This is a genomic window from Nostoc sp. (assembly GCF_036917655.1).
Classification (GTDB): Bacteria; Cyanobacteriota; Cyanobacteriia; order Cyanobacteriales; family Nostocaceae; genus Nostoc.
Genome location: NZ_JBALCY010000026.1, coordinates 32,729 through 48,517 on the forward strand (window position 1 = coordinate 32,729; position 15,789 = coordinate 48,517).

A 15,789-nucleotide genomic window follows, 5' to 3' on the forward strand; every position below is an offset into this window, starting at 1 on the left:
CTACCAACAAATCATCAACCAACAATCGCAAAGTTGGCTGGACATAGTATTAGAACTATTAGAAAGATATTAGAATCTCTCCAGACATGATTTCAAACATTCTGCTAAGACTTGTAAATGAGGTTCCAAAATTAATGTGTAGTGATTACCAGAAACATCAACAATTTTTATATCTTCCGCATCCATTATAGAAAATAATTCCACCCACACGAGGGTTGAATCGGGAGCCATGAGATGCTTTTCTTTAGCTCTGAACACGGTGACTTTTCCTGGATATGGCTGTTTTGCATAAGAATAAGTTGCCTTTAGCGTTCCAACTAACACATCAAGAATGCGTCGATTTTGATTTGATGGCGGTAATATTTTGACTTTTATTGCCTTGTCAAGGATGTAGTTGATTTGTTCATCAACACTCAAGTGCTTGATTTCATCAGTCGTTACCAGATTATCCTGACCTAACATTCCGCCCAAATACCTGGAAAGAGCGCCAACCAAATATGGAGCGTCAATTTTCTTGTTTTTATCCAACAGAATTGGAACATAGGAATCCAGTATTGCTAACAAGGAGACTTCATGTCCCTGTTTGTGCAGTTGTTGTGCCATTTCATACGCCACAACTCCCCCAAATGACCAGCCACCAATCTGATAAGGGCCTTGAGGCTGAAACTTCTGAATTGCTTCGATATACAGGCTTGCCATATCCTCGACTCGCGTTAAGGGTTCTTCTCCATAAAACCCTTGCGCTTGCAAGCCATAAAACGGTTGGTCGGGACTTAGATACTGCGCTAGTTTGAAGTAGGACATAACATGCCCTCCCGCAGGATGTACGCAGAAAAATGGTTGCTTGTTACCTTTTGGCTGGATGGGAATCAGGAGGGATTTATCAAAAGTATCTGAACTGGTATTAAGAAGGTTTGCAAACTTTTCAATGGTAGGATTAGTCAGGACTGCTGATAAGGGTAATTCTTTACCAAACTGCTGCTCGATTGAAGCTATTAAATGGATTGCTGAGAGAGAATTTCCACCGATTTCAAAGAAGTTGTCTTTAATACCTATTGGCTGAATGTTTAAAATCTCTGACCAGATTTTTGCTAATCCCCGTTCGGTATCATTGCGCGGTGTAATAAATTCATTGTGTTGGCTGAAGCTAGAAACTAGTGGTTTTGGCAAAGCGCGACGGTTTACTTTGCCACTGGGAGTCAAGGGTAATACATCTAATATCACAAAAGCTATTGGAACCATGTAATCGGGTAGCTTCTGTCTGAGGAAATCACGCAGGTTTTCAGGGGTTGCTTGTTCCTGTTGAGCAGTAAAATAAGCTACTATTTGTTTTTCTTCTGATTGATCAGAACGGGTAATCACAACCGCTTCTCGCACTTGTGGATGAGCAGATAGAATGTTTTCTATTTCCCCAAGTTCAATCCGAAACCCCCGAATTTTGACTTGATGGTCTATTCGACTAACGTATTCAATATTGCCATCATGCAGGTAACGAGCTAAATCTCCTGTTTTGTAAAGGCAGTAACCAACTGAGAAGGGATTAGCCACAAACCGTTCAGCAGTTAGTTCGGGACGGTTGAGATAACCGCGTGCAACTCCAACACCACCTATATACAATTCGCCAAGAACTCCCACTGGAACTGGTTGGAGATAGGAATCTAATATGTAAATTTGTGTGTTAGCAATGGGACGACCGATGGGAACTAAAGCATGAGATAGTTGGGCAGCTTCTACTTTAGAGAGAGTTGACCAAATGGTAGTTTCAGTCGGCCCGTAAAGATTCCATACAACGGCACTTTTTTCTAATAAATGCTGTGCCAAGCCGCTGGTTAATCCTTCGCCACCGCAGAGAATTTTCAATTGAGGAGAAGCACTCCAGCCAGCTGCTAGCAACATCTGCCAACTAGCTGGAGTAGCTTGCATAACCGTAGTCCCAGCAGTATCAATTAGCTCTTTCAGTAACTTGCCATTACTAGCTACTTCTCGGCTAGCTAATACCACCTGAGCGCCCGTAATTAAGGGCAGATATAGTTCCAGAGCAGCAATATCAAATGATACTGTAGTAACTGCCAAAAGCACATCTGACTCTGTGATACCGGGTTCAGACTGCATGGATTTTAAAAAATTGACCACAGCGCTGTGAGGAATTTCCACTCCTTTCGGCTTACCAGTTGAGCCAGAGGTATAAATAACGTAAGCAAGATTTTTGGCCGTGGCCCGTGGTGCAGGATTGTCTTTGCTATGGGTAGCAATATTTTCCTGGTTTGTATGTAAACAGACTACTTTCCTATGTTCTTCATTAGCAAATAAGCTTTGATTATCAGTCAACAACACTGGCACCTGAGAATCAGATAAGATCAATTCCAAGCGTTCTTGTGGATAAGCTGGATCTAAGGGTAGATAAGCTGCGCCAGCCTTCAGAATACCCAAAAGTCCCACTAGCATCTCTAAAGAACGCTCAATGCAAATACCCACTAATACCTCTGGTTTAACTTCCAGTGTTGATAAGTAGTGGGCTAGTTGATTTGCCCGCTGATTCAGTTGACGATAGGTAAGCTGTTCACCTGCAAAAGAGACTGCGATCGCATCTGGTTTTCGCTCTACCTGTGCTTCAATTAATTGGTGGAGACATGGAGTCAGGTCATAATCGGTCTGAGTAGCATTCCACTCTACCAATATTTTCTCTCGTTCCCTCTCACTCAGCAATGGTAACTGAGCTACTGGCTGTTCTGGATTTGATACAATACTTTCCAGTAAATTCTGAAAATGTCTGCTTATCTGAGCAACTGTCGTTTCATCTAACAGATTGCTGTTGTACTCAAAACAACTCTGCAATGATTCAGAAAGCTGGATGACTTCCAAGCTTAAATCAAATTCTAGTTCGATTTGGTCACAGTTTTTCGGCTGTTTTTTGACTACTGACTCGAATAAATTTGATATTTCCTGTTGATTTTCATTCTTGAAAGTAAATGAAGCTTGACAAATAGGTGAATCGCTTGAATTAAACTTTGATTGAAATTCATTTACCAATAAAGCAAATGGATAGTCTTGATAATCCCTTATCTCTAAAACAGTATGACTAACTTGATTCAGAAACTTTTTAAAGGAAATACTTTCTGAAATAAAATCTCGTGATACTACTATGTTAGTTAAGTCACTAGCAACTTTTTCCAATTCGGGACTATCTTGCTGGTTTAGTAGCAAAGCAACAAGAATATCTGTTTCATTTGTATAACGGTAAAGTAAAACTTTAAATGCTGCCAAAAAAAGGTTCTCAAGGCTGATACTTTCACTATTTGCCAGGTCTTTCAGTAACCCAGTCAGTCTATTTTTGATTATAAAACTATAGGACGAACAATCATAACTTTTTATGGGAGAACGCGGTAAATTAGTGGGTAAATTAAGTAAAGGCAATTCTCCTGCTAATAGTTTATCCCAATATTCTCTAGGTTCAGAGGAAGAAAATGATGCTTTCATATTGATTGATTTATTCATAATTAATTATCCATGAAATGATTCTACTTATATTTATTTAAACCACTTATTAATCAAGCTGGTTTCATATCGCGAATATTGCACATATTTCCGAAAGCGGTGAGTATTTTTCGCTTAAATTTAGTATTTAGTCTACTATGAGCAACCTGTAGATTATCCATCACGAGAATATCGCCTTGCTTCCACTGAAAAATGGCTGCATTTTTCCATTCAGCTTTGCCCAATTCTTTCGCTTCTGCTGCCGTCATCGTCGTATATTGATTATGGTCATTCAAAAAATATGTATTAAGGGTACTGGTTCGTTTTTGCGAACCATCGACAACAGTCGCTGCTGTTGTTAATCCTTGCTGAATTCTTTTGTACAATTTTGCTGGTAGCCAATTGTAATAGAGCCTTTGCCCAAATGAATACCGTTGCCCGATCTTTCGATACCATTCTCTACTTACTAAACAATCAACGATGCTAAGGCAAAAGCAGAGCTTATTCGTTCTTGGGTGACTGAATAAGGGAATATAAGAACACTCAAAATTAATAGAGCCATCCTCTTCCCATGTAAAATCAAATTCTTGTTCCTGGAGAAGTTTGGTAATCTCCTCTATCGAGAGTTCCTCGAAGACAATCTCCAATAGATGGTTGGGAACATATCGCACAAACCGCTGAGGAAAGTTGCTAATTTTGTGCTGTAAGCTAGGAGATAGGCTATAAAATAGCTTTTCCGTATTTATGATGGGAGTTTCACCATATAGATCGGGCTGATGTTGGCAAAAGAAAGCAAGTACGCTGGGTCGGATCGGTACCATGTTGAGTTCATTGTGGGGAGCAATAATCGTATCTGGTGGAGCTTCAGAAGAGGTGAAAACTTTATCCGTTATTCGTACACGATGCGCGCTGCCAAAGTTATAAAATGGCTCCAGTTTGATATTCAGTAACTCTAAAACTTTTTGAAATTGCTCTGCACCCTCAACTTCAAAATCCCGAAATAAAATGGCTCCGTATGTATCTAGCTGTTCATTGAACCAGTCGCAACTTTCGTTTAGTAGTGCTTTTAGAACTGTGAAAGATTTTTCCTTGACTGGCTCTATAACTAGAGGTAGTTCTGTTTCAGCATTCAAAAAGGTTTTTTCGTCATCTTGCAAAAACCGTAATCTCATGTTTCTTGAAATAGAAATTGGAAGATTTTGCATCTTATTCATAAGAGTGAAAAATTGCTCCAGTTAACAATTGACCAATAAGCTTAAGAGTCGCCAATCCCTAATCCCTCTACCGATTCAACCTCTGACTTGATAGCAGATTGGCTAGATGAAGTTACATATACCCCTAATACAATCACAATAAAACTTATCAAAGTAGCACCGTTAATCCTTTCCGAAAATATAACCCAAGCTCCCTGAGTGCTAAGGACGGGAACAAACAGATCGCACAAGGAAACAAACCCTGAAGATAACTTGTTGAGGCAATAAGCATAAAGTCCCAGTCCTAGTATTTGGCATACCAGAGCTAGGGAAATTACGGTCAACCATCCACTCAAAGAACAAGGAAAAATTCTATCTTCAGTGAGCAGAACAATGGGCAAAAGCAAAAGGGTGCCGATCGCAGAACACCAAGTCATGATCACTATCGGACTCAATTGAGTTCGTAGTTCTTCGACGATGAGTGGGTATAGACCAAGAAAACCGGCTGATAGTAATGCCAGTATATCTCCTTGGAATTTGTCAGCAGCGGATGAGAAGTCATGGTAGGCTAGGATGCAAGCTCCTAGCATCGCTACAAACATACCCATAAGGAATCTACTGTCAAAGCGCTTCCCCCAGATCAGCCACCCCGCTAAGACGGTGAACAGTGGAGCCAAATTGTGCATGAGCGTGGAGCTAGCGACGCTAGTCTGATTTAGTGACCAAGCCCAGAGAATAAGAGTAGCAAACATTACAAACCCAACTCCAAGCAAGAGCAAAAGTAGCCGGATTGTATAAACTTGCGGTTTTGATTCGCTATGAGACAGTCGCTTTTGCGCTGATGTGACTCCATTCCACAGCGCAAAGGCGACAGTAGAGATCCAGAAGCGATTAAAGATAGTGGCATTTGGGCCGAGTTCGACTTCGCTCAAGCGGATCAGAATTGGCGAGAAAGATAGGGCTACTAAGCCGGCTACCAATGAAATGAGTGCTACCGTAGTTGGTGTTAGGAATAACTGTTCTTGTGGGAATTTCAGTTTAGTCTTGATCATCAATATTTCCCAATAGGGTTACTAAATCTATTTGTCTTTCTAGCTAATTTGTTGCCTTTCGGGGTTTAGTAATATTAATGTACTATTCAGATATTCTTGTTGTTATGACCGAGGCAACACGGAAAACAACGTATTAATATTTTAAGAAAAGTGAGTAACTATATGTATACTATTAGCCCACTCAGTCACCCCCTATCTCTACGAGTTTGCCAATATTAAAATCTATCCTTATCCAGCCTAATACTTTTAAGGATAGGCATTAGCATCAATTACAGTCAGACAGCGACCAAATGTCGCATAGCTATCTGCAATTTCTCTGTTTTTAATATCAAATACACCGTTCACATAGACAAGACTAAAATCGATTTTTTTGTAACCTTGTACATGAAACGCAGCTTCCGTAGCTTCAAACAATGCTTGAACTTTATTCATATCTATTGATCTTTATTGCGACTAAAAAATTGTGAGATTTCGGTAATAATTCCGATTTACCCTAATGCACGTCAGCAACCAATGATGCACTTTATCGTTTGAAATTAAAGTTACCACAAAACAAGCTTTTTTATTGAAAGCTTATTTTTATTTTATTACTAACTGGCAATGTTATTAAACAACACCATTCATTTGAGTAAATTCTGTAGGTGGGCTAACCTTTAATTCGGCATAACCTCAAACTAGTCAAATAGTCCCACCAGCAATATATTGGTATAATACTTGCCTGTTTATTCTGGGATTGTTGACTTTAAATTTGGGAAATTCATCTTAATTGAGATTTATTCCACTATATTTAACTCTAGTGGCTTTCCAACTCTACGATTATGCAAAACTTCTAGTCTAGAAAACTGCTCGTATCGTTGATATCCAAGCTTAAATTTGAGATTATAACCCTGATTAATCGTTAGTTCGCTGTTTTTTAGGATTAGTATTAAACCTTATATCACTAAACTCACTACATTCTATTTGGTTCAAAATGACAGTGGAGTTTTTAGGAAGTTTATCTGAATTTTTATTCACTCCACTATGTTTGTCTCTAACAATTTTCCAAAACTCCTATCTTAAGAAACTACTCATATTGTCTATCTCCAGGCTTAACATTTGAGATTACAGTCATGATTAATCATTAGTTCGCTTTTTTTAGTATTTAGTCTCAAACCAGAAAATGGCTAAAAACGAAGATGACTCACTACACTCTGTTGAGAATGACAGTAGAATCACTATTTACATGAAGTCAAGTTAATGGTCAGTATTCCACATACTTGCTTTCTTTTTGGACTTTTTAAAATTCAGAATTTTAGATATATCTGAGTTTATAGTAACAAAAATTTACTTTTTTTAAGGAACGGTTGTGTGTTAAAAAAACTTTAAGTTTGCTTTAATTGGCTTTATAGTCCTAAATTAACATCTTTTACGAGCAAATAGTTTACTGGTTGGTAACTTAAAAGCACAATACAAATCATAACATTAGAACAATACAAATCATAACATATGTAAATTTATAGCGGTTCTCACTTGAGTGAGGGACAAGAACCCCACCCCCAACCCCCTCCCCGCTCTTCGATAGGGGGCTATCATGTACTTCATGTCATTAGGAAACGCTATATTTAAGTCAATCCACCATGCGAAGTGTACTAGGCAACTAGGTATTTTTCAAAAAGTACGTCTAAAGATAGATATTTTATACAGCACTATATCTAAAAAAGCATTCGGGGACTTCCAAAAATAAAATCACCAGTGAATAGTAATAATAAGTATTAGACCTCTTGCATAATTATTTTATGGTATAATTAGAGATTTTATAAAAAATGCATATCAAAATCTATACGGAGAACCTATGTTACCTCATATTCTTTATGTCTCATTTGGTTAGCCCTCTTTAGGGACTTCCAAGAAATAAAATATCCAATCTTGTGGGGTGGACATCTTGTCCGCCCTTCTCTACGGGCGGGCGAGACGCCATTGGTGTCAACTTAACGTGAAAACCTGCCTAGAACCAGCTTTTAGATTGTCTCGTTCCCAGTCTGAGACTGGGAATGCCGTTCTAGAGGCTCCGCCTCCCTTGCTGGCGGCAGAGCCGCAATTGAGCTGCATTTCCAGCCTCTTGCTGGAAACGAGATTTGAAAAGACTTTTAGCTTAAGTTGACACCAATGGCGAGACGCCCACCCCACAAGAAGTAGTTGAGTATTTTTTTATTTGGAAGTCTCTTAAGCGTTGTTTGCGTGGATCTAAATTGACTGAGGCATAAAATGACTTTAATTCGGAATAACTTCCAAGAAATATCCCATCAATATGAAACTGCCAATGGGTGTAGTATGCGAATTAGGGAGCAATGCGATTTTGTTAGATGATCCAAAGAAAGTGCGATCGCGGATTATTCTTCTCAGTAAAATGAATATATCTGTTGCAGTTTTAGCAGTACTAATACTTAAAAAGCGATTTAATTTTGAGAAAGATCGTCTGTAACAAGTTGACAGAGTGCTGTATTTTTGTGGTCAGAAAACAAGGTAGAGGCAGGTTTATTCAGCTATTAAGTTGGCGATCGCTTCTACTAACTCGGCTGGCTCTACTGGTTTGGCAAGATGCTTGTCAAATCCGGCTCTTAGTACCTGCTTGGCGTTCATTTCTCCAGCATAGGCGGTAAGTGCGTAGTTTACCGCCGTAGGCATCGCCCGAATTTGCCCTCCTTGCTCTGGTGGCAGCATTCTCAACTGTCGCATGAACATGCATCCATCCACTTCTGGCATCCCAATGTCGCTTAAAAGTATATCTGGCAAGGATTGGGTTAAAGCGGCTAGTGCTTCATCTGCTGATGTTACTGCTGTCACATTTGCCCCATACTGCTCTAGTAAGAAGACAATAAATTCTCGCGTATCTACATCATCATCCACTACTAAAATTTTGACACCATTCAAATTTGAGGATGGCTCCGAGTCGTTAGTGTCCTGTTTAATCTCTGATTGATTTTGGATCAGCGGCAGTCTCACGGTAAAAGTTGCCCCCTGATCTTCGCCCCCGCTTTCAACCTGGACTGTCCCGCCATGCAGTTCGACTAAGTGGCGGACGATCGCTAACCCTAACCCTAGTCCACCAAATTTTCTAGTGGTGCTGCTGTTCTCTTGGCGAAAATATTCAAACACGTAAGGCAGGAAATCAGGATCGATGCCTTTCCCTGTGTCGCTGACTGTGATCTGAGCATAAAATACAGGATTTAGCATGGGACTATTTTCTGCTCCCTGTACCCTTTTGAGTCTGATGTCTACCCGTCCTTCCACAGGTGTAAACTTAACCGCATTTGAAAGCAGGTTCCAAACGATTTGCTGCAATCGGTTGGAGTCACCCAAAACTTGCCCCAAATTTGGTTCCAGGCTGATGTGCATCTCAATTGACTTAGCTTCTGCTGATAGCCGCACTGTCTCCATTGCTGCCGAAATCACAGATATCAGATCAACTGGGTAGATATTCAAGCTGAGTTTACCTTGTAAAATCCGGGAGATATCTAGCAAGTCTTCAATCAGTTGCGCCTGTAACTTAGCATTTCGCTCAATAGTCTTCAGCGCTTGAGGGATTGTCTTTTCATCAAGTTTTTTGGTTTGGAGTAGCTTTGACCATCCTAAAATTGGGTTGAGTGGCGATCGCAATTCATGAGAAAGGACTGCCAGAAACTCGTCTTTAATTCGGTTGGCGTTTTCTGCTGCTGACCTTGCGGTTTGCTCTGCCTCGTATAAGCGGGCCCGTTCCATCGCTTGAGCGCACTGCTGTGCGAGTGCCAAGATGAAAGCTTGATCATCCTGGTTAAACTCCTGAATTTCAGCAAAAGCTAGAGATATTCCACCGATGGATCGGGCCTCAATGATCAATGGAATCGAAATCCAAGCTCCGTAGTTGTACTGAGTATACTCCTGAGCCAGATGTGAGTAACGAGCAATCCTTGTTGTTGTTGGCTCTTGCCAGATCGGCTTTTTGGTTCGGACTGCTTCTGCCAGTGGCGCGGATGTATGAATAGAGAATCGCCGCCATAAATCTACCGTTTCTTGTTGATAACCTACTGCCCGGACAATTTCTAGTTCAGTGCCGCTTTTAGTAAGTAGTGCGACTAAAACAGAACTAGCTCCCAAAGCTGCCATACCTTGCTCTACAATTACTTCAGCGACTTGTGTCGGAGTTAGAGATTCAGAAAGTGCAGCGGTAATGGTTTGCAGACGGGCAGTGCGAGATGCTGCCCGTAAAGCCGTCTGTTGGGATTGCTGTGCTTCTTTGTAGAGTCGGGCATTATCAACAGCGATCGCCGCCCGACAAGCCAACTCCTCAGCTAACATCAGGCTTTTGGTGTCGTAGCGACGATCTGAAGAAGATACCAAAGTCATAGCTCCCAGCACCCGTCCCCGAACTATCAGCGGTACACTCATGCCAGATGTCGGATTTAGTTCTTGCAAGATTTTTAGGTGATCGGTGTTGTGGGTTGGCCATTGCATCTGTTCATTAGAAATAAAATGAGTAATTTGTGACTTACCTGTTCGTATTACCTCAGCAACACCTTCTGTTTGTGTCAAATCAGGCGGATAATTTTGTAACTGTTCGACCAAAATTAAGATTGATACGCCAGTTTCGGAGGGATAGACGCGATTTTCCAACCAGCGATGCCATTTTGGATAGAAATACTCAAAATTTACTGTAACTTGTTCGGCAACAGCGCGGTGCAGTTCTGTGTAGAGTCGGCTATTAACTGTGTCAGGAAACTCCCAAATACTCTTACCTAAGAAGTCTTCCTTATTCATCCCAGCTATTTCAGCTACCTTGTCATTAACGTAGGTGTAGCGCCATTCATGATCCAATCTGATAAAAGCATCGCTGATCCTAGCTAAGACCTGTTCAACGTCTTGGGTGATAGTTGCTGGAACTTCAGCAGTCACAGTCTCTGCTACTCATTTTTGAAAGTATTTGGCTAAAAGCGCCTCACCGGGTTCTGCCATCTGGTATAATAGCACTTCAATTTGTTTCATAGCCAGTGGCGAAGGTCGTGTCCGTGCGTTTTCCCATCGGTTTATAGTGTGGAACGAAACGCCTAACATCGTTGCCAGTTTTAGCTGTGTAAGTTTGAGGCACTGCCGAGTCTCACGAACCAACTGTGCAATCCTTGGCTGTTCGATTGCAGGCATAAGCTAAATATATTTTTATTTTTCTACTAGATATTGCAATCTAGCATCTGCTATAACTCTGACTGCATCTATCTAGGGCTATAGAGATTGTAAGTTGGTGATTATGTATTACATCAACTCTTATGCAAGCTATTTAAACTAGGATATAGAGTTGTTTCAATCCAGAGAATGAAAATATGAAGGTTTGGCTTGCCTGCTTTTTGGTGCTGTTTGCCTTGGCGGAACTGTTTGATTGGTTGCAAGAATTTAATCTGCCATTACCTATCTATATTTTGGGTGGCGCTTTTTTAGCTGTTGCTTCTAACTATGATAAAATCGTTGGCTCCTATTTTGATGACTCAAGCATCGAAGCATCACTCGAACAACCCCAATTAGATTCGCTAACCCCATCTACTAATCCTATTTCTTTCCCAATTGCCAGTCCTGTTGAAGATGCTCAAACATCTCAAACAAATGATTAGCCGCATACATCTACGCATTGGGCTTTGCCGTTCCCGCAGGGTAGCGTCGAGTCAAGAGACATCGCCTCCAACCAGCAAGTAAATTGCTACATTAAATAGGAGCTTCTGGTTAATTAGCTTTTAACCTAAAGTCAGAAAACTAACTTCTGCGCCCGCAACATCTACCCAATTCAGGCTACCGCCGCAACGCCGTGATTAGTGGATTATTAGAAAAACTGCGTCTTCCCTTTGGCAAAGTTCAGGATTCTCGTGAAACGTCCCAGAGCAAAAGCTGGTTGCAAATTATTTTAGTTACCAGTGTGGGAGTCACCGCCTTTATCTGGGGAGTTCGAGAACTCCAATGGTTGCAGCCTTGGGAGTTAAGAGTTTATGACCAGATGTTGCGTTCGCGTCCAGCACAAGCACCTGATAAGCGGATTTTACTAGTCAAAATCACTGACGACGATCTCAAACGAGAGAAATGGACTCTCTCAGATCGGAGAATCAATCAACTGTTAGAGAAAATAGAGTCTTATCAACCGCGGATTGTTGGTTTATATCTTTTCCAACCAGAAGACAACAATTTGGCAGCAAAGGAGCAAAATCAAGATAACATCATCAGCACCTGTTTATTTAGCAGCTTGGGTAGAGATGAAATTCCACCGCCACCCAATTTCCCTATAGATAATGTTGGGTTTAGCGATGTGGTTGCTGACAATGAAAACGACCAAATTCTCCGCCGCAGTTTATTATTTGCTAACTCTATAGACAAAAAATGTACAACATCATTTGCATTTGGGGCGCTAATAGCAATTAATTATCTGGAAAAACAAGGTATTGAATACAAGTTTACAAATAAAGGAGAATTACAGTTAGGTAAAACCCTCTTCCCGCGTTTACAACCTAATTCTGGTGGCTATCAACATCTGGATGCAGATGGCTATCAAATATTATTAAATTACCGTCACCCCAACAGCCTCGCCGACCAAGTAACCCTAAGAGATGTTCTTAGTGGCCGAGTCAACCCCAGTTTAGTCAAAGACCGTCTTGTAATTATTGGCACTACTGCGGCTAATCTCCCTCCAGGTGGCTTTTATACTCCCTACAGTACCTTGTCAGATCAACCAATCAGAATGCCTGCTCTGTTTATTCATGCACAGATAGCAAGTCAACTCATCAGCACAGTGTTGGATGGACGACCTTTAATTTGGTATTGGCCCGACTGGGCGGAATTTATTTGGGTGTGGGGCTGGTCGCTCTTAGGTGGAATCATCGCATGGCGGTGGCAAAATCCGTTGCTGTTGCTAGTTGTGGAAGGGACAACTTTACTTGGCTTAGTAGGAATCTGCGTTGCTTTGTTTTTGCAAGCCGGATGGGTGCCATTAGTTCCCTCTGCTCTGGCTTTGGTGATTAGTAGTATCAGCGTTATAGCTTATGCTAGCTACCAAAATCAGCGGCAAACTCAGGTGATTATTCTGCAAGTTGAAAAACAACAAGAAGCGATCGCTCAATTAAATGTCCTCTTAGAAGATAAAACAGTAGCTCCCGATTTTGATCTTGACTTTTCTCCCCCAGTTGATTCACCAGAAATAAAATCAGGTGATTTGCTTTTGAGTGGACGCTACAAAATCTCTAAAACTCTGGGTGCAGGTGGGTTTGGTCGCACTTATTTAGCACAGGATACTCAAAGACCGGGCAATCCGATTTGTGTCGTGAAAAAGTTAATGCCAGCCCGTCAAGATACACGCTTTTTGCAAATTGCTCGCAGGTTGTTTAATAGTGAAGCTGAAATATTAGAATCTTTGGGTAAACATCATCAGATTCCCGAACTACTTGCTTATTTTGAAGATGACCACGAATTCTATTTAATTCAAGAATATATCGAGGGACATACCTTAAGTGAAGAATTACCACCTGTGCAGAATGTGCAGAACGAATCATTTGTGATGGAGATGTTCAAACAAGTTTTAGAAGTTCTAGAATTTGTTCACCAACATCGAGTGATTCATCGTGATCTCAAACCGACTAATATTATTAGATGCGCTCAAGATAATCGGCTAGTGTTGATTGACTTTGGTGCTGTCAAGTTGATCCAACCGCCAAGTAGTGAGCAAACAGAATTAGCAACAGTAGCCATCGGGACGCGCGGTTATGCACCTCCAGAACAATTTGCCGGTCATCCCCGCTTATGCAGTGATATTTACGCTTTAGGAATGATTGGCATTCAAGCCATAACTGGGATACCACCGCAAGAACTCCACCCAGATCCAGAAACGGGGAATGTGATGTGGCGGGAAACGGTGCAAGTGAGTGAAGAATTAGCAGTGATTTTAGATAAGATGGTTTGTTATCATTTTAGCGATCGCTATCAATCAGCCGCCGCAGTTTTACAAGATTTAAAACGGATGTAGCGTAGGCGATAATCGTCTGGTGCGATTTAAATGCAACCTTCTGCATTGTTATTGCATCGACTGACAATGCAATTGTATCGGTTAACAATGTGATTGTATCGGCTAACAATGGGATCGCATCGGCTGACAATGGGATTGTATCGGCTGACAATGCGATTGTATCGATTAACAATACCATTGCATAGGCTGACAATGGGATCGCATAGGCTGACAATGCGATGTGTGTCAAATTAGAGCCAGGGCGAATGGAATTCGCGGCTACACAGGCAAAGTGCGCCTCCGCAGACTAAGGAAAAATTGAGGGTTTGAAACCCACGGAAGTGAGTTTTGCTTGTTTGTGTAAAGGCGGTTTCTAACCGTTGATGTAACTTTCCGTAAAATTGCTAAAATACACTACAAAAGCAATACATGGTTGCAGCAAATGCTCAAGCGGCTTTGGCGGTGGCTCAAGAGGTCTTTTCAGCGCTTATTTGGCAACAACCAGACTCCTCCGTTAGAGAAACAGAGGAAAGTAGAACTACCAAAACAGCTAACAGATGCGGAGTATGAATCGTTATTTCTCCAGTTGTTGGCAGAAGTCAATGATGGCTTGAGTAGAGGAGGGGCAAAAGCTTTCTTGCCTGCAAACCGCATCAATGAGGTTTATTTGGTGGAGTGGTTGCGGGGTTTTGGCGAAAGATTATTAGCTTTACCTACACCGAATGATGAGTTAGCAAGGCGGATGGTGCGGCTTGGTGAGTTGAGTATTGGGGAAATTAGTGTTGTTGCTGATGATATTGGGAAGCGGTTGGGGGGAGGAGAAACGAACCGCCAAGACGCAGAGGACGCAAAGGAAAGGGGAAATGAAGAGGGGATTAAGCAAGTTGATGTTGTTGGTGAATCTACTACAGATGAAGCAGAAGCTTGGTTTAATCAAGGGGCGGTGCTGTATAGTTTAGGGCTATATGAACAAGCGCTCGCATTCTTCGACAATGCTATTGAAATTAAACCCGATTTCTATGATGTTTGGCAGAATCGCGGCGTGGCGTTGCGTCAGTTAGGGCGATATGAAGAAGCAAACGCATCTTTTAACACAGCCTTCACTCAAGCCTTAAAATTCCAAATCCAACCCGACGACAACTCAGCTTGGTTCTACCGGGGTTTAACCTTGGGTAATTTAGGGCAATGGGAAGAAGCGATCGCATCTTTTGACAGCGCCCTTAAAATCAAACCTGACTACTACGAAGCTTGGTACAAGCGGGGTATGGCACTGTTTAATTTAGGGCGATTTGAAGAGGCAATCGCATCTTATGACAGTGCCCTCAAAATCAAACTAGACGACTACGAAGCTTGGTTCAACCGGGGCTTTGCGCTGGATAGTTTAGGGCGATATGAAGAAGCGAGCGCATCTTATGACAGTGCCCTCAAATTTAAACCTGATATTGATTATGCTTGGTACAATCGAGGTTTAGCTCTGGGTAATTTAGGGCAATGGGAAGAGGCACTCGTATCATATAACAATGCCCTAAAATTCAAACCTGACGACTACGAAGCTTGGTTCAGAATGAGTTTGGTACTGGATGATTTAGAGCGATATGAAGAGGCGATCGCATCTTATGACAGTGCCATCAAATTCAAGCCTGACTACTACGAAGCTTGGTACAACCGAGGTTTGGTACTGTGTAATTTAGGGCAATGGGAAGAGGCGCTCGCATCTTATGACAGTGCCATCAAATTCAAGCCTGACTACCACAAAGCTTGGTACGATCGAGGTTTGGCTCTGGGTAATTTAGAACGATTTGAAGAAGCAATCACATCTTATGACAGTGCCCTCAAATTCAAACCCGACTTGTATGAAGCTTGGTTTAACCGAGGTGTGGTGCTGAAGAATTTAGGTCAATTGGAACAAGCGATCGCATCATATAACAGTGCCCTCAAATTCAAACCCGATGACCACGAAGCTTGGTACAATCGAGGTGTAGCGCAGCAGAATTTAGGGCAATCGGAAGAAGCAATCACATCTTTTGACAGTGCCCTCAAAATTAAACCTGACTTTCACGGAGCTTGGTTCAACCGAGGTAATGCA

Annotated in this window: 9 protein-coding genes and 2 pseudogenes; 4 read left to right on the forward strand and 7 right to left on the reverse strand. The window is 41.5% G+C overall.

The genetic code is table 11. The annotated features are described in order from the left end of the window. Positions 1-69: 69 nt before the first annotated feature. The 4 genes and pseudogenes from V7K30_RS11605 to V7K30_RS11620 all read right to left on the reverse strand — a co-directional run. Positions 70-3,495, reverse strand: coding sequence for an amino acid adenylation domain-containing protein (locus V7K30_RS11605; protein WP_334999201.1), 3,426 nt, complete (start codon positions 3,493-3,495; stop codon positions 70-72). Positions 3,496-3,548: 53 nt separating this feature from the next. Then, entirely contained in the window at positions 3,549-4,646 is a 1,098-nt protein-coding gene (locus V7K30_RS11610; RefSeq protein ID WP_334999203.1) for a TauD/TfdA family dioxygenase, read from the reverse strand. 83 nt (positions 4,647-4,729) lie between these two features. After that, on the reverse strand, positions 4,730-5,719 hold the full coding sequence (locus tag V7K30_RS11615) for a DMT family transporter (RefSeq protein WP_334999205.1): 990 nt from the start codon (positions 5,717-5,719) through the stop codon (positions 4,730-4,732). Between the two features lie 252 nt (positions 5,720-5,971). Continuing rightward, positions 5,972-6,151, reverse strand: a pseudogene (locus tag V7K30_RS11620) (3-dehydroquinate synthase); the annotation flags it as partial. Positions 6,152-8,006: 1,855 nt separating this feature from the next. On the opposite strand from V7K30_RS11620, the gene V7K30_RS11625 reads away from it, so the two are divergent. After that, positions 8,007-8,180 (forward strand): hypothetical protein, encoded by a 174-nt coding sequence (locus V7K30_RS11625; RefSeq protein WP_334999207.1) that lies wholly within the window; start codon positions 8,007-8,009, stop codon positions 8,178-8,180. Positions 8,181-8,233: 53 nt separating this feature from the next. Here the strand turns inward: V7K30_RS11625 and V7K30_RS11630 are convergent. Together V7K30_RS11630 and V7K30_RS11635 are read right to left on the reverse strand one after the other, a co-directional pair. After that, positions 8,234-10,591: pseudogene (locus V7K30_RS11630) on the reverse strand (ATP-binding protein); the annotation flags it as partial. 48 nt (positions 10,592-10,639) lie between these two features. Beyond that, positions 10,640-10,873, reverse strand: coding sequence for a helix-turn-helix domain-containing protein (locus V7K30_RS11635; protein WP_334999209.1), 234 nt, complete (start codon positions 10,871-10,873; stop codon positions 10,640-10,642). 176 nt (positions 10,874-11,049) lie between these two features. Here V7K30_RS11635 and V7K30_RS11640 point away from each other — a divergent pair, with 176 nt between their 5' ends. Together V7K30_RS11640 and V7K30_RS11645 are read left to right on the forward strand one after the other, a co-directional pair. After that, positions 11,050-11,334 (forward strand): hypothetical protein, encoded by a 285-nt coding sequence (locus tag V7K30_RS11640; RefSeq protein ID WP_334999211.1) that lies wholly within the window; start codon positions 11,050-11,052, stop codon positions 11,332-11,334. A gap of 191 nt (positions 11,335-11,525) precedes the next feature. After that, the gene (locus V7K30_RS11645) at positions 11,526-13,724 is read left to right on the forward strand and encodes a CHASE2 domain-containing protein (RefSeq protein WP_334999213.1); all 2,199 of its coding nucleotides are present in this window, start codon (positions 11,526-11,528) and stop codon (positions 13,722-13,724) included. Here V7K30_RS11645 and V7K30_RS11650 read toward each other — a convergent pair. Next, positions 13,669-13,953 (reverse strand): hypothetical protein, encoded by a 285-nt coding sequence (locus V7K30_RS11650; protein WP_334999215.1) that lies wholly within the window; start codon positions 13,951-13,953, stop codon positions 13,669-13,671. The genes V7K30_RS11645 and V7K30_RS11650 overlap by 56 nt on opposite strands. 192 nt (positions 13,954-14,145) lie before the next feature. Here V7K30_RS11650 and V7K30_RS11655 point away from each other — a divergent pair. After that, on the forward strand, positions 14,146-15,789 hold a 1,644-nt coding region (locus tag V7K30_RS11655; protein WP_334999217.1), incomplete at its 3' end, for a tetratricopeptide repeat protein.

Excerpts from the sequence above, each read along its gene's own strand:
- V7K30_RS11605 (WP_334999201.1), bottom strand. The coding sequence starts at position 3,495 with ATGAATAAATCAATCAATATGAAAGCATCATTTTCTTCCTCTGAACCT.
- V7K30_RS11635 (WP_334999209.1), bottom strand. The coding sequence starts at position 10,873 with ATGCCTGCAATCGAACAGCCAAGGATTGCACAGTTGGTTCGTGAGACT.
- V7K30_RS11615 (WP_334999205.1), bottom strand. The coding sequence starts at position 5,719 with ATGATCAAGACTAAACTGAAATTCCCACAAGAACAGTTATTCCTAACA.
- V7K30_RS11640 (WP_334999211.1), top strand. The coding sequence starts at position 11,050 with ATGAAGGTTTGGCTTGCCTGCTTTTTGGTGCTGTTTGCCTTGGCGGAA.
- V7K30_RS11610 (WP_334999203.1), bottom strand. The coding sequence starts at position 4,646 with ATGAGATTACGGTTTTTGCAAGATGACGAAAAAACCTTTTTGAATGCT.
- V7K30_RS11625 (WP_334999207.1), top strand. The coding sequence starts at position 8,007 with ATGAAACTGCCAATGGGTGTAGTATGCGAATTAGGGAGCAATGCGATT.